Origin of the sequence: Ruegeria arenilitoris (genome assembly GCF_013035425.1) — a bacterium.
In the GTDB taxonomy this organism is placed as follows: domain Bacteria; phylum Pseudomonadota; class Alphaproteobacteria; order Rhodobacterales; family Rhodobacteraceae; genus Ruegeria; species Ruegeria arenilitoris_A.
Genome location: NZ_WQHX01000004.1, coordinates 387,054 through 401,348, shown reverse-complemented (window position 1 = coordinate 401,348; position 14,295 = coordinate 387,054). Strand labels below are relative to the sequence as shown.

Sequence of the window (14,295 nt, the reverse complement as noted above, 5' to 3'; positions counted from 1 at the left end):
GCTCGCCTTTCTTTCACCGAAGATCCAGGCTGCGATCCGTGATGGCACACAGCCGTCAGAGCTCACATTGAAACGCATTCTGGGCCGACCTGTTCCGCTGGATTGGACCCTTCAGGACCGGCTTTACGGGTTTTCCTGATCATCCCCGAACCTCTTGCAGATTTCCCTGCAAATTCCCTGCTCGACACCCCAGGGAATTGCACCCTAACCCATTGATCCAGTGAGAAATATCCGCGTCAGAGACAACTCAAAGAGCGCCAATGGGAGAAAATTCCCTGTAAATTCCCTGCTAGCAGGGAAATTCCGGGGCAAAACCGACCCCCGGTTTTTGCCGTGCAGAGACGCAGTAGGTCATACGAGAAAATACCGTCTCCGGGTGGCGTCTCCGCGCGTAGGACTACGGCGCAAGCCCCCGGAATAAAGGGACAAAATCCGAGGTCCGTATCAATGTCTCACGATGAATTGGGTCTGTGGCGGGGAGACAGGGATTCGAACCCTGGGAACGCTCTCACGTTCAACGGTTTTCAAGACCGCCGCATTCGACCACTCTGCCACCTCCCCGCTTGGAAGCCGGGTCTAAGGCCAGTTGCGGCCAGAGGCAACCCATAAAGCGGGAAATCTTGCCTAAGTTGCAGCAGATGTCTTTCCATGACGCCTTCCACAGGTTATCATCGGTGCAGAGACCGCATTGAGACTGGCACCAGAACCAGCCAACCAGCGGAGAGGCGCGGCCAGAATGGCCAAGTCAGGCAAGGGATGAAAAAATGAAGCGAGCGAAGGGTACACGCTTTGGACCGCAGCGGCTTGCGGTTCTTACTGCCGTTTTATTAGCACTTTCCGGTTGTGAAGAAGGTTTTGATTTGCAGGGCGCGGCAGCGTCGGGCGACGAAACTGATGCTGCTGAGAATGACCAAACAGTCGAGTTGTTTCCGCAGCCTGCGTCGGGTTCGCAGCGCGACGTCGAAGCCCCGGATGTGTTTCAGGTTACCGAGTCCGGATTATGGGATGGACGCCCGTCATTAGGTGGCATTTGGGTTGCACATCCTGACGTGGACCAACCAGAGCGTGTCGTGATCAAAAATACCACCAACAATAAAACGGTTACTGGTGCCCTTTTCCGCAGAGAACGAAATCTTCCCGGACCGGCGCTCCAGGTGTCATCGTCGGCAGCGAATGAATTGGGCATGTTGGCTGGTTCGCCCAGCAACTTAAAAGTTGTGGCATTGCGGCGCGAACAAAAGGAAGTTGCGCCAGCAGAAGAAAAACCGAAAGTCGATGGGATCGCCGAAACAGAAGTAGCCGAAAACGATTCAGCAACTTCTGAAGACACTGAGGCCACGACATCCAAGCGAAAGTGGTGGCAGAAAAAGCCAACGGACCAGGCTGGAGCGACAGCCGTGGCAGCCGGCGCTGCTGCTGGCGCGGTCGTTTCTGGCTCTGACGGGGCAGAAACTGATACTGAAACAGCGCCAAAACAAACCGCCGCTGCCGCGGAACCTGACGCAGAAACTCTGACAGAAACAGCGGAAAAGCGGAAATGGTGGCAGAAGAAACCCGTTGAAGAAACCGACGTGGCCTCCGGATCAGCGACTGCAAGTGGGGATGCAGTGGACCGACCCACCGAGTCGGCAAACCAGACAGCAGCGCTGGCAGACCCCGAAGTCAAGCCGCCCGCAGAGAACCCGAACCAGAGAAAATGGTGGCAAAAGCAAGATCCCAACGAAATCACAGAGACGCCACTTGATCCAATAGCGGGTGCGGCTGCGGCCATTGAGGCCAGCGAACCGACAGTGGCCGAAACAACAGCTACTGCTGCTGAAACAACTGCGACATCAAATTCCCTCTCTAAGCCTTTCGTCCAAGTCGGCACTTTTGGCGTTGAAGCCAACGCCAAAAGTGCCGCTGAGAAAATTCGCCGTAATGGAATGGACGCCCAGGTTCGCGAGCTTAAAACAGATGACGATACGGTCTGGCGCGTTGTGGTCGGCCCGGCGGATAGCAAAGCCCAGCGCAAAGCTATTCTGTCAGATGTCAAAGACCTTGGTTTCACAGACGCATTCACTGCAAGCAACTAAGATCAGGAGGCCAGGATGTTGCGAGCGATACGATCGACGACTTTGTCACTTGGCCTAGCATTGCTGGCCCTGCCCGCCCATGCGTTTGATACTACGGCCCGTGCAGCTTTCGTAATGGATCAGAAAACGGGCACGGTATTGCTATCAAAAGAGGCGGACCTGCCGTTGCCGCCGGCGTCGATGTCGAAACTCATGACGCTGTATGTGGCTTTTGAAGCTCTGCGTGACGGACGTCTCACACTGGATGAAACTCTACCCGTTTCGGAACACGCAATGAGCTATGGCGGTTCGACCATGTTCCTGAACACGCAAGATCGTGTTCGAGTTGAAGATTTGCTGCGTGGAATCATTGTATTATCTGGTAATGATGCCTGCGTGGTCATTGCCGAGGCTCTCAGCCCTGATGGAACCGAAGCAGGTTTTGCCCGTTTCATGACCCAACGCGCCAAGCAAATGGGTATGGACAATTCGAATTTTGCGAATTCGAATGGCTGGCCGGCGGCTGGGCACATGATGTCAGTTCATGATTTGGCGGTTTTAGCGGATCGTTTAATTTCGGATTTCCCTGAATACTACCCTCTGTTCGCTGAAGAAGTTTACGAATTTGACGGGCGCGCTCCATCCAACGCTCGAAACAGGAACCCGCTGCTGAAGCTGGATATTGGCGCGGATGGTCTGAAAACCGGCCATACGCAAGAGGCTGGGTATGGTCTTGTCGGATCAGCAAAACAAGGTGACCGAAGGGTTATTTTTGTGCTTTCCGGTCTCGACAGCACGGCACGTCGCGCAGAGGAGGCTGAGGCCGTGGTTAACTGGTCGTTTCGAAATTTTGTCGAGAGGACAGTTGCCAAAGCCGAAGAACCGATAGCCCAGGCCAAGCTTTGGATGGGGGCGGAAAAGACCGTAGGATTGGTTCCACAAGAAGATCTAACACTGTTGTTTCCTGTGCTTGGAAATGAAAATGTTGAAGCCGAAATTGTCTATGACGGACCAATCAATACACCGGTGGTTCAAGGCCAGCAGTTAGCTGAGCTAGTTATAAAACCCGAAGGATTGCCGGAAATTCGGCGCCCCTTGTTCGCAGCAAATAGTGTGGATCAGGGTGGATTTGTCGTCCGTATGATGGCCGTAGGCGGTATTGTTCTGAAAGAGTTCATTGATACGCCGCTGGGGCAATTGTGACGCGACAAGGTTTGTTTCTTACCTTTGAAGGCATCGATGGTTCGGGCAAGTCGACTCAAGCGCGCATGCTGGCCGACTTTTTGCGCAATGAAGGTCGCGAGGTCGTGTTGACACGCGAACCTGGCGGATCAGACGGCGCAGAAGAAATCCGAAATCTTGTCCTGCAGGGGGACCCTGACCGTTGGTCAGCTGAAACTGAAATCCTTCTGTTTACTGCCGCACGCCGGGACCATCTTGAACGTACAATTGAACCCGCGCTGTCCGCTGGAAAGGTAGTTATTTGCGATCGGTTCGCAGACAGCACCCGGATGTATCAGGGCCTGTCTCGCGGCGATCTGCGTGGACTAGTCGATCAGCTGCACGACCTTATGATTGGGCGTGAACCCGACCTTACCCTACTCATCGATATGGATCCGGACATGGGCCTTAATCGTGCCAAAAGCCGTCAAGGCGCGGAAGAAAGATTCGAAGACTTCGGACCAGAGCTGCAGCGTCGAATGCGGACGGGGTTTCTTGAGTTGGCAAAAGAATTTTCCGACAGGTTCAAGGTGATCGATGGCAATAGGGACGTAGACAGCGTCGCTGCCGATGTGAAAGATATCGTCTCAAGAGTTTTGTGACGAAAGATCTATGACCGAAGATGCCCCAGCCCCAGATCAGGCAACCGGAGCACCGCATCCGCGTGAGACTAAACAACTGTTCGGTCAGGTCGCGGCGGAGCAGGAATTTCTGGCAGCATTCAACTCAGAGCGGCTACACCATGGCTGGTTGCTGACGGGGCCACGTGGGACAGGTAAGGCAACGCTTGCCTGGCGCATTGCAAAATTTCTTCTCGCAACCCCGCCACGAGATGATGACGGACTTTTCGGCGCACCCCCGCCAGTGCACACACTGGATATCGATCCTGATCACCCGGTTTCGCATCGCATTCTTGCTGGGGCAGAGCCCGGACTGGCAGCCATCACCCGAACTGTGAACGAACAAGGCCGGTTGCGTTCCGAAATCGTTGTCGACGACATTCGAAAACTTAGCCGGTTCTTCGGAATGACGTCCGCAGACGGCGGGCGGAGGGTTGTCATCGTAGATTCGGCGGACGAGATGAACGTCAGCGCCGCCAATGCCCTTTTAAAAATGCTCGAAGAGCCGCCAGCACGTACGACCCTTCTTTTGATTTCTCACCAGCCATCGCGGTTATTGCCGACCATTAGATCGCGCTGCCGCACTCTGCGATTGAAACCGCTTAGCCCTGAGGATATGCGGCTTGCTTTGACGCAGGCTGGTGCAGAGATGCCTGACCAGGCTGATCATTTGGCAGCACTGGCTGAAGGTTCTGTAGGAAATGCAGTACGATTGATTAACCTCGGCGGTCTAGAGATTTATGCGGAATTAACTCGCATATTGGAATCGCTTCCCCGATTGGATCGTCAGCGCGCCCTCGCCTTGGCCGAAGCAGCAGCACAGCGTGGTGCGAAGGAACAGTTTGAACTGCTGCTTAACCTCATCGACGTTGCTCTGTCCCGTTTGGCATTAACCGGAGCAACGGGCGCCTCCCCAATACCAGAGGCCGCCCCGAATGAGGCGGAAATACTTGTCCGGCTATCTGGTACGCCGCAACAGGCCAGAAAATGGGCTGAGGTCGCAGCCACCGTCACCGCCCGTATGCGACACGGGCAGGCAGTGAACCTTGACCCCACCGCTTTGGTCCTAGATACGGTGTTCAAGATACAGGAAACCGCCGGCCAAAACAGATGAGCGATACCCCCCAAATTACCGACAGCCATTGCCATCTGGATTTCCCTGATTTTGAAGGGAAGCTTGATGAAGTCATCTCTCGTGCGGTCGAAGCGGGTGTTACCCGCATGGTGACGATCTGCACCAAGTTGCGAAATGAACCAAAAGTCCGATCCATTGCCGAAGCCCACGCGCAGATCTTCTACGCTGCAGGCACTCACCCTATGAGCGCTGCAGAAGAGCCGATGGTCAGTGTCGACGAATTGGTTGAACTTTCACACCATCCCAAGATGGTTGGAATTGGGGAAAGCGGACTGGATTATCACTACACTGCTGACTCGGCCGCTGTGCAAAAACAGTCACTGCGTATTCATATCGCAGCCGCACAGCGCACCGGTTTGCCTTTGATCATCCACTCCCGTGACGCTGACGATGACATGGCGCGCATTCTATCCGAAGAATTTCGTAATGCGCCCTATACCTGTGTGATGCATTGCTTTTCATCCACTGCAAGCCTTGCCAAGACAGCGTTGGATTTGGGTTTCTACCTGTCTATGTCCGGTATTACTGCTTTTCCAAAAAGCCAAGCGCTACGAGACATTTTTGCCGCCGCCCCAATTGAACGGATTCTGGTAGAAACCGATGCTCCTTACCTGGCCCCGCCACCTTACCGCGGAAAGCGGAACGAACCGGCATACACAGCTTACACGGCGCGAAACGCTGCCGATGTATTTGGTGTTTCGTACGCGGATTTTGCGGCTCAGACACAGAGTAATTTCGACCGGCTTTTCGCTAAGGCCGCCCGATACAAGGCTGCGGCATGAGTGAATTACGATTTACTATCTTAGGCTGCGGGTCGTCCGGGGGCGTACCTCGACTGGGCGGGCATTGGGGAGAATGCGACCCAAAGAATCCAAAAAATACCCGGCGACGTTGTTCGCTGCTTGTTGAAAGAGACAGCCCAGAGGGAACGACTTCGGTCTTAATCGACACCTCTCCGGACATGCGCAGTCAGCTGCTGGATACTGGCACCGGTCGGCTGGATGGCGTCGTATATACCCATTCCCATGCGGACCATACGAACGGAATCGACGACCTTCGTATGATCGTATTCAACATGAAGTCGCGCGTTCCAGTTTGGGCAGATGGGGACACTCAGAACGATCTGTTGGGGCGGTTTGGATATGCTTTCGTTCAACCCGAAGGTTCGCCGTACCCCCCGATCCTTGAACTAAAAACCATTGATGGACCTTTTCAGATAGACGGGCCCGGAGGAGCTATTCCATTCAGCCCTTTCCGCGTAAATCACGGATCAATCGATGCGCTCGGCTTTCGCATCAAGGATCTGGCTTACTTGCCTGATGTCGCAGAATTTCATAACGACACACGTTCAGAACTTGCTGGGCTGGATTACCTAATCATCGATGCATTGCGACGGTCACCACATCCGACCCATGCCCATTTGGACAGAACACTTGGCTGGATAGACGAGCTGCGGCCAAAGCACGCTGTATTGACGAATATGCATATCGATCTGGATTATGCCACGGTCGAGGCGGAAACTCCGGATTACATCACACCCGCCTATGACGGTATGGTGATCCGGCAACCGGTTTAGGCTCGAAAGTGTATTCGCCGCCAGACGCAGTCAGGACGACTTAATGTTCCAAAGTCTGATCGATGTTGTCCTACCGGTTTTTCTAGTAATCGGAGCGGGTTACGCCGCGACGTATTTCGGGTATTTTCGCGAAATCCACATCGATGGACTGATGAAGTTTACACAAGGCTTCGCAATCCCCTGCCTGTTGTTTCTTGCCATCGCAAACATCGATCTTAGCACAAGTTTCAATCCCAAGCTTTTAGCAAGCTTTTATACGGCAGCTGGTCTGTGCTTTGTCGCTGGAATGCTTGGAGCACGCTTTATTTTTGGCCGGGAATGGGAAGACTGCGTTGCAATCGGGTTTTGTTGCCTTTTCTCGAATTCCGTTCTTTTGGGCTTGCCGATTACCGAACGTGCTTATGGTCCTGACAACCTGACAGGTAATTATGCAATAATCGCCTTTCACTCTCCGTTTTGCTACCTCGTTGGCATTACGGTGATGGAGGTGATCCGCAACCGTGGTCACGGCAGTGCCCGAATGGTTAAATCTGTGCTGTCTGCCATGTTCAAAAACGCGCTGATCTTGGGGATCGGTCTTGGATTCATAGTCAACCTCTCCGGAATTACAGTGCCTGCTACATTGGATGAAGCTTTGGGTTTGATTACCAGGGCCGCTTTGCCGGGTGCGTTGTTTGCGTTGGGCGGCGTTCTGGTCATGTATCGGCCCGAAGGTGACCTGCGCACGATCGCTTTTGTCTGCAGTGTTTCGCTGCTTTTGCATCCAAGCCTGGTTTGGGTGTTCGGGACATCACTGTCGTTACCACAAGATCTGTTCCGCTCTGGTGTCTTAAACGCGGCTATGGCTCCTGGATTTAACGCATACATTTTTGCCAATATGTATGGCCGGGCAAAACGTGTAGCCGCTTCATCGGTTTTGGTGGGTACGGCGGTTTCGATTCTTTCCGTTTGGATGTGGCTGATACTTTTGGGTTAAGCGTTTTTTCGTTGTTCGGATTGACTCTGCCCGCTAACGCGACATCTTCCCCTCGAACAGTTTTCGGAACTAACGAATGCCACACGCCGTCATTGTCGCTCATGGTCAGCCATCGGACCCAACCCCAGCCGAAGTTTCATTGGCCGCGTTTGCACGGTCAGTCGGTGCTTTGACTCCTGATATTTCTGTCCATTCTGCCACGCTCGCCGCTCCGAATGCGTTGGAAAACTGCTTGGATGAACTTCCCGATGGAGCGACAATTTATCCGTTGTTTATGGCCAAGGGTTGGTTTGTGAACAACGCCCTACCCAAAAGGATCGGATCCCGAAATGTTAGCGTGCTTGATCCATTGGGGGTCGATCCAGAATTGCCGGCATTGGTCTGGGACGCGCTTCACAAGATTTTGGAGCTGAATAAATGGTCGGCGATAGAGGTTGATTTGGTAATCGCGGCACATGGGTCGGGCCGGAGCCAAAACCCGGCAAAAGTGGCGCAGGAGTTCGCATCGCGCCTGAAAAGTTTTGGGTCATTCAAATCGATCCGAACTGGCTTTGTCGAACAGCCGCCTTCGATCGCCGAGGCCGCTGCCGGAACCGAAAGCAAATCGATCTGCCTTCCGTTCTTTGCCTGCACTGGCGGGCATGTTCTTGAAGACGTTCCACAAGAACTGGCGCGTGCTGGTTTCAATGGTCATGTAATGCCCGTTGTCGGAGAATTGCCGAGAGTTCAACAGCACATTGCTGACAGGTTAAACCAGGTATCAGCTGAATAACGAACGAAAGTATTCCGATAACCGCGGTTATCGGTCTCCTTGCTCCACTCAATTACCAAGAGAATTGAGTTTAATTGGCTTTCGCTGGTTCTTCATAGAAAACGTGGCGGGATCTGCCATTTTTCTTAGCCTCATACAACGCCTGATCGGCAGCATTCAGGACCTTTGCCCATTCCTGTGTTTTGAATTGCGTCGACAGGGCCGTTCCGATGCTGGCTGATATAATACATTCCGTGTTGTCGAATGCGATCGGCTCGCGCAGTCTGGCGATTAGTCTTTCGGCAATGCCGGTCAGTGTTTTGCGATCTTTCAATCCTTTGAAAATCAGAACGAACTCATCGCCCCCAATACGCGCGACGGTGTCTTCGCTGCGTGTTTCTTCCATCATAATTCGCGCCGCCTGTTGCAGCACGTGGTCACCAGCTGCATGACCGAGACGATCATTTACTGACTTAAAGAAATCCAAATCAAGGTGCATCAGCGCGAAGCTTGATTGCGATTGTATGAGCTGATCCAGCATGTGATCCATAGCCCGCCGATTTTTGAGACCCGTAAGCGTATCCGTATAGGCCTGTTCTTCGGCTTCCAACATGGCGCCCTGCAATCGCAAATTCAGGGACCGGGACGCTTCCATCGCGGCTGATTTCGCCTCTACGAGATACAGTAATTCGATTGCCAGATCAGCCCCGGAAAAATCAGCGCTTGTCAGAGCATAGTCCCGTACCGCGTCTAGGATAGATATACCGAAGGACAGATTGATGACCGCGCCTGAACGGTTCCGCAGCGGAGCGACTAGCCCCTTGAGCGTTGTTCGCGGTTCATCGCGAAATCTAAGTTGCAACCGGCCGCAAGAAGCCACCATAAGACCCGAAACCGTTGTTACTGATTTAGGACGAATGAGTTCGAAGATATCAAGAAAATTTCGCTGAGCCATCGGCTGATCTGGACGCAACTTCTGCAACGTGTGACCGACGCTTTGAATTTGTCCTGTTTCGTCGACAATGACAAACATCGGACACAGAGTTTCCAGCAACTCAACCAGATCCGACATTGGTGTCATTGCGCTCGGGCCCCAAGGTCGAATCGTCGGCCTTCAGAAAAGGCACTTTCCACCAAAATTATCGAGATTACATCGTTTGCGCCCAGACCCTCATCATTGGAAAGCATGACCAAAGCACCGTAATCATCGGCCATGGCGCGCAACACCCCCGTCATGACACTGGAATATCCGGGCAACCCTGGTGAACAGCGCAAAGTATATTCCGTCGAAGATTGCTCGCGCAGTTCCAACACAGGCAAGTCTAGATCGGATACAGCCAGACGGGCCCGATCCGAAAGGTCATCCAAAGAATGCAGGAACTCAACATATGTCACGCCGCCAAAGCGTAGCAAACGGCGCAGACCTTCCATATTCGGGTGCGATACCAAGTAAGTTCCAAGGTCTTCAAGAAATTCTGATTGAGATCGACTCAGCTCGGCACACAACGCGTCCAGTACTCGTGTCGACACATCTGCATCGTATATCAGCATAGGCTCGAATTCGACAAACCCGAGATTTGCTTTCTCGGTCGCACGTTGCCAGCAGGACCACCCATAAGTGGCACAGACGAATGATTGAATCGCCCTGTTGATCAGACCGTGCATTTTAAGCCTCAGGTTTCGCGTACTGCATGATCTGACGGCAGAAAACTTAACAAACTGCCAAAGTTGGCCAGTTTTTCACTACAATGCCAGTCAGTTTGACTGTGACACAAACAGGGCAAACAAAGAGAATCGGCTTAAAAGTCTGTAGGTGCGCCACCTTCCGCTTTTCGGCGTTCCACAAACTCAGCCAGTTCTTCTCGGATAGCTTCTTCCATGGGTGGGGCTTCAAAACTGCCAACGATTTCCTTGAACATTCTATGCGCCCTCTCAGCAGTCCAGATACCACCGGCCGCGTCCCAGGCCTCATAATTCTTCCAATCGCTAAGAAATGGCTGGTAGAAGGCGGTAGAATATCTGTCCTGCGTGTGTTGAATCCCAAAAAAGTGCCCGTCATTGCCAACATCGCGAATGGCATCTAAGGCGATATCGTCAGGTCCGGTCGCGACCAGCTCTGGCTGCATATAGCGTTGAATATGCTGTAAAATTTCGCAATCCATGACGAATTTCTCAGGGCTCGCTATAAGGCCGCCTTCAAGCCAACCGGCCGCGTGATAGACCATGTTGGTGCCTGATTGCACTGCCGCCCATAAAGAGTTTGAAGTTTCCCAGATCGATTGTCCGTCCGGCACATTTGCAGCGCATACCCCCGACGAGCGCATCGGCAGGTTGTAAAAACGGGCCATCTGACCGGTCATCTGGGTCGATCGCATATATTCCGGCGTCCCAAATGCAGGAGCACCCGATTTCATGTCTACGTTCGACGTAAATGTACCGATTACACATGGAATTCCCGGCCGGACATATTGGAACAGAGCTATAGCGCATAATGCTTCGGCTAAGGACTGTGCAACAGCTCCGGCCATGGTAACAGGCGCCATTGCCCCGGCCAATGTGAATGGGGTCACCACAATCGCTTGCCCACGTCGCGCTAGGCGCAAACAACCGTCGATCATTGGGTGATCGTGCTTTAACGGAGAGGTGGAGTTGATATTCGTGTACATGCGCGGCGAAGCCTCGAATTCTTCGTGGCTTAGGCCGCTGGCAATTCGCACCATTTCCATGACATCTTCGACCCGCTCTTTGCCCAGTGAATAGGCATGCATGGCTTTGTCGGTCAGGGTAAGTTTATCGTAGAGCACGTCCAGGTGCCGAACACTCGCGTGGACGTCCACCGGCTCAACCGGGTAACCTCCTGCGAAATGAATACAGTTGAAAAATTGAGTCAGCTTCAGCAAATCCTGGCACATTCTACGGGTGCCTGGAACTTTCTTACCTATCTCCATGTCCCAGTAATTCGGTGGGGAGGACACGTTCCCGAAAAGCAGATTTCTACCGCCAATAGTGATTTGGTGGTCTGGGTTGCGCGGTGTAATGGTGAAACTGGATGGAGCTTTAGCCACCATTTCCATTACAAAATCACGCCCCATTCGAACGTTCGAGTCCTTGATTGTGCACCCTGCTTCGCGAAGAATACCAATGGCTTCTTCGTTGTAGAACTCGATTCCAATCTCTTCGAGAATGCGCATTGCACCGTCGTGAATGGCTTCGATTCCTTCTGGGCCAAGCGGTTCGGTTGGACGATCTGTGTTAACTGGCGGGTTCCATGGCATCTGGTCAATAACTGCGCTGCCACGCCTCGCGGCGGCTCCTGCGCGTCCACCACTGCGGCGTCGGGATGTCCTGGTTTCTGCCATTGGGTCCTCCGAGGGTCTGCTTTGTTCAAGCAAGCCCTGAAGTGCCGGTAAATGGCCGTTCTGTCAGCGACAACGGATGTCGGTTTTGTGGCCCTATTATGCTATTTTCCCCTTAATGTCGTCACTTGCTCGACAACCATCCGGCGATGTATCCGATATCGGGCAGAACTACATCTGCCAAGGGTTCCAAAACTTCCGCCGGAGCCACGCCAGTCAACACACCGATTGTGGTCATTCCCGCGGCCCTGCCTGCCTCAAGATCGTGACGGCTATCGCCCACCATAGCGATTTGTGAAGGATTGATCTTCACGTGATTGGCAAAAGCAAGCAATTGCCCCGGCCCCGGTTTAAATCCGTGCCCGCTGTCGTATCCAGCGACAAAATCAAAATAGTCTCGTATGCCCATAGACCGCAAATGCTGCACAGCAGGCATTTCTCCGTCATTTGTAGCAACCCCAAGTTTTAGTCCGGTCTGACGCAAATTACTCAGAAACGGGCCAAGGGGTACTGCTGGTACCTGCTCGGCCAGCGCGGACTCTCGATTCAAAATACCGACAAGTTCAGAATGATCATAGCCCTTCAGATGTGGTATCAGGGCGTCTGCAACTTCGCTGACTGTTCCGGCAATAACAACACTGTCGCCTTGATAACAGCCCTGCGCAAAGTCAAAACCTACTACCTTACCCAATTTGGCAGCCTGACTGGTATCTCCTTCAGAAAGGCGCAGTAGTACTGCGCGACCGAAAGCACCCCAAGTGGCCGCAAAATCAAAAAGAGTACCGTCTTTGTCGAAAATGAGCGCCTCAACTCGCACGCCACGCTCTCCTGTCAAGTCCAGTGCATTGCCGATTCGCCCGCCAAGACGGATCGAGCTTGTGCAGGAAGATCATAACTTTCTGAATTAGCGTCACAATATGAGACCACCCAGGAATCATCCAACAACAGAAAATCAAGCACTGACACCAAAAACTCGGTCTCTCCAACTCGGTTACGCAGATCCTGTTCCGAGGCTCCTGTTGCGCCTAAAAATATCGGCAGAAGCTCTTCGTTACCCACCAGCCAGCTCAGTGCATTCAGGGCCAGTGTTTCTGCGGAGTTCTTAGAGATCGACATAAACTCGCCTCGTTATTGAGCTTGGAAAGGGTTTGTTAACCAGACTCATAAAGACTTTGGCAACGCATGCAATCTAACGGTGAACGCCAATGTCTGTGCAAGGCACGATACTTGTCCTCGACGGGGTCTCGACCAACCGCATTATGCTCAAGGTGCAGTTGACTGCTGCTTGGTATCATGTCGTTCAAGGTGAAAGACTAAGGGGACTGCCGACTTTGTTACGCCGAAGCCAGCCCGACCTTGTTCTGGCGGCGCAAACTTTGCCAGACGGCAAAGCAGCGGACGTAAAGAAACTGTTGGCCGGCGATCCAACTCTTGCAGATATTCCCGTTGTCGCCATAACGCAGCAAAACGACAAGGCCGCGCGAATTCAGGCGCTAGCCGACGGTTTGGATGACGTCCTGGCATACCCGTTCAAAGACACCCTACTGCTTGCACACGTCCGTAGCCTTCTTCGCATACGTGGGAAACAACAAGAGTTGCGGATCAATGATGAACCCAAGTCTATTGGATTTGCAGAACCGCAAACCGCCTTTTATAAGCCTCCCCCCGCAGGTTTGGTGGCGTTACTTGCTCACAGCACTCGCACCAACTCGATATGGCGTAAGGCTTTGTCCAAGCAAATGCCAAACTCCATATCAACGCACACATTACCCAACCTGAAGGGTATACTTTCCGCCCCAGCCCCTGACGCGATTGTTGTAGAACTTGGACCCGGAGCAGCCGGACAAACAATTCTGTCGGACTTACGATCCAGGGCGACAACGCGCCATTCGGCGCTGATCGGAGTGATGCAGGGTGATAATGCGGACTTGGCTGCCGAAGCGTTGGATTGGGGAGCTGACGCCGTGTGCCAGGGCGGTTTCGAGACAGACGAGATTGTCCTACGATTGAAACGGCACATAGCCCGCAAGCAGACAGACGACAAGCTGCGCGCATCATTACGCAAGGGGCTGACCGACTCGCTGACTGACGCATTGACAGGGCTTCACAATCGCCGTTTTGCCATGTCCGCGCTTGACCAAATCGCGCGCAAATCCTTGAATTCAGGGCGTAGTTTCGCCGTTATGGTTGCAGATCTTGACCACTTTAAGTCGATCAACGACAGGTTTGGACATAGTGTCGGCGACCTCGTGTTGACCGAAGTGGCAGGCCGACTGCAGCGCACCGTCGAAAAAGCTGGGTTTGTCGCGAGGATCGGTGGTGAAGAATTCTTGATATGTATTCCCGATGTTCCGCAAGAAAACGCATTGGAAACAGCAGACTTGATATGCGACCGCATATGTGCGGAGCCGTTTCGATTGCCGGACTCCCAGTTATCGATCCCAGTCACAATCAGTATTGGCCTAAGGTTGTGCGAACCATGGAGCTTAAATCGAAGTGGTAGTCCATTTCTGGCTGGTGATTTATTAAAATCTGCGGATATAGCACTGTACGCCGCAAAGAAAGCCGGTCGCAATCAAGTGCAGATTAGGCCAGATGCCGCGTAG

Annotated in this window: 14 protein-coding genes, 1 tRNA gene and 1 pseudogene; 10 read left to right on the top strand and 6 right to left on the bottom strand. The window is 53.0% G+C overall.

Annotation, left to right across the window (positions count from 1 at the left end):
* Positions 1–471: 471 nt before the first annotated feature.
* Positions 472–561 (bottom strand) — tRNA-Ser (locus tag GOV45_RS14445).
* Positions 562–764: 203 nt separating this feature from the next.
* On the opposite strand from GOV45_RS14445, the pseudogene GOV45_RS23345 reads away from it, so the two are divergent.
* From GOV45_RS23345 to GOV45_RS14405, 9 genes and pseudogenes are all read left to right on the top strand, one after another.
* Positions 765–1,254: pseudogene (locus tag GOV45_RS23345) on the top strand (SPOR domain-containing protein); the annotation flags it as partial.
* A gap of 143 nt (positions 1,255–1,397) precedes the next feature.
* Positions 1,398–2,075: an SPOR domain-containing protein gene (locus tag GOV45_RS23340; protein ID WP_367648681.1), complete on the top strand. Its 678-nt coding sequence runs from the start codon at positions 1,398–1,400 to the stop codon at positions 2,073–2,075.
* Positions 2,076–2,090: 15 nt separating this feature from the next.
* Positions 2,091–3,257, top strand: a complete 1,167-nt coding sequence (locus GOV45_RS14435) for a D-alanyl-D-alanine carboxypeptidase family protein (protein WP_170479023.1) — start codon at positions 2,091–2,093, stop codon at positions 3,255–3,257.
* Entirely contained in the window at positions 3,254–3,877 is a 624-nt protein-coding gene (tmk, locus tag GOV45_RS14430; protein ID WP_170479021.1) for a dTMP kinase, read from the top strand. Before GOV45_RS14435 ends, tmk begins: the two co-directional genes overlap by 4 nt.
* Positions 3,878–3,887: 10 nt before the next feature.
* The gene (locus GOV45_RS14425) at positions 3,888–5,009 is read left to right on the top strand and encodes a DNA polymerase III subunit delta' (RefSeq protein ID WP_170479019.1); all 1,122 of its coding nucleotides are present in this window, start codon (positions 3,888–3,890) and stop codon (positions 5,007–5,009) included.
* Positions 5,006–5,812 carry a TatD family hydrolase gene (locus tag GOV45_RS14420; protein ID WP_170479017.1) on the top strand — a complete coding sequence of 269 codons (807 nt, stop codon included), beginning with the start codon at positions 5,006–5,008 and terminating at the stop codon, positions 5,810–5,812. The genes GOV45_RS14425 and GOV45_RS14420 overlap by 4 nt, the downstream gene beginning before the upstream one ends.
* Positions 5,809–6,606: an MBL fold metallo-hydrolase gene (locus GOV45_RS14415; protein WP_170479009.1), complete on the top strand. Its 798-nt coding sequence runs from the start codon at positions 5,809–5,811 to the stop codon at positions 6,604–6,606. The genes GOV45_RS14420 and GOV45_RS14415 overlap by 4 nt, the downstream gene beginning before the upstream one ends.
* A gap of 43 nt (positions 6,607–6,649) precedes the next feature.
* A complete protein-coding gene (locus GOV45_RS14410) occupies positions 6,650–7,582 on the top strand; it encodes an AEC family transporter (protein WP_170479007.1) in 933 nt (310 codons plus the stop codon).
* A 76-nt stretch (positions 7,583–7,658) separates the two neighbouring features.
* Positions 7,659–8,354: a CbiX/SirB N-terminal domain-containing protein gene (locus GOV45_RS14405; RefSeq protein ID WP_170479006.1), complete on the top strand. Its 696-nt coding sequence runs from the start codon at positions 7,659–7,661 to the stop codon at positions 8,352–8,354.
* 70 nt (positions 8,355–8,424) lie between these two features.
* On the opposite strand, the gene GOV45_RS14400 is transcribed toward GOV45_RS14405, so the two are convergent.
* The 5 genes from GOV45_RS14400 to GOV45_RS14380 form a co-directional block, all read right to left on the bottom strand.
* Positions 8,425–9,414 (bottom strand): GGDEF domain-containing protein, encoded by a 990-nt coding sequence (locus GOV45_RS14400; protein WP_437436524.1) that lies wholly within the window; start codon positions 9,412–9,414, stop codon positions 8,425–8,427.
* The gene (locus GOV45_RS14395) at positions 9,411–9,998 is read right to left on the bottom strand and encodes a heme NO-binding domain-containing protein (protein WP_170479004.1); all 588 of its coding nucleotides are present in this window, start codon (positions 9,996–9,998) and stop codon (positions 9,411–9,413) included. The genes GOV45_RS14400 and GOV45_RS14395 overlap by 4 nt, the downstream gene beginning before the upstream one ends.
* A gap of 134 nt (positions 9,999–10,132) precedes the next feature.
* Entirely contained in the window at positions 10,133–11,692 is a 1,560-nt protein-coding gene (locus tag GOV45_RS14390; protein WP_170479002.1) for a trimethylamine methyltransferase family protein, read from the bottom strand.
* Between the two features lie 121 nt (positions 11,693–11,813).
* Positions 11,814–12,506, bottom strand: coding sequence for an HAD family hydrolase (locus GOV45_RS14385; protein ID WP_170479000.1), 693 nt, complete (start codon positions 12,504–12,506; stop codon positions 11,814–11,816).
* A 14-nt stretch (positions 12,507–12,520) separates the two neighbouring features.
* A complete protein-coding gene (locus tag GOV45_RS14380; RefSeq protein ID WP_170478999.1) occupies positions 12,521–12,805 on the bottom strand; it encodes a DUF3572 domain-containing protein in 285 nt (94 codons plus the stop codon).
* 89 nt (positions 12,806–12,894) lie between these two features.
* On the opposite strand from GOV45_RS14380, the gene GOV45_RS14375 reads away from it, so the two are divergent.
* A complete protein-coding gene (locus tag GOV45_RS14375) occupies positions 12,895–14,295 on the top strand; it encodes a diguanylate cyclase (protein ID WP_170478997.1) in 1,401 nt (466 codons plus the stop codon).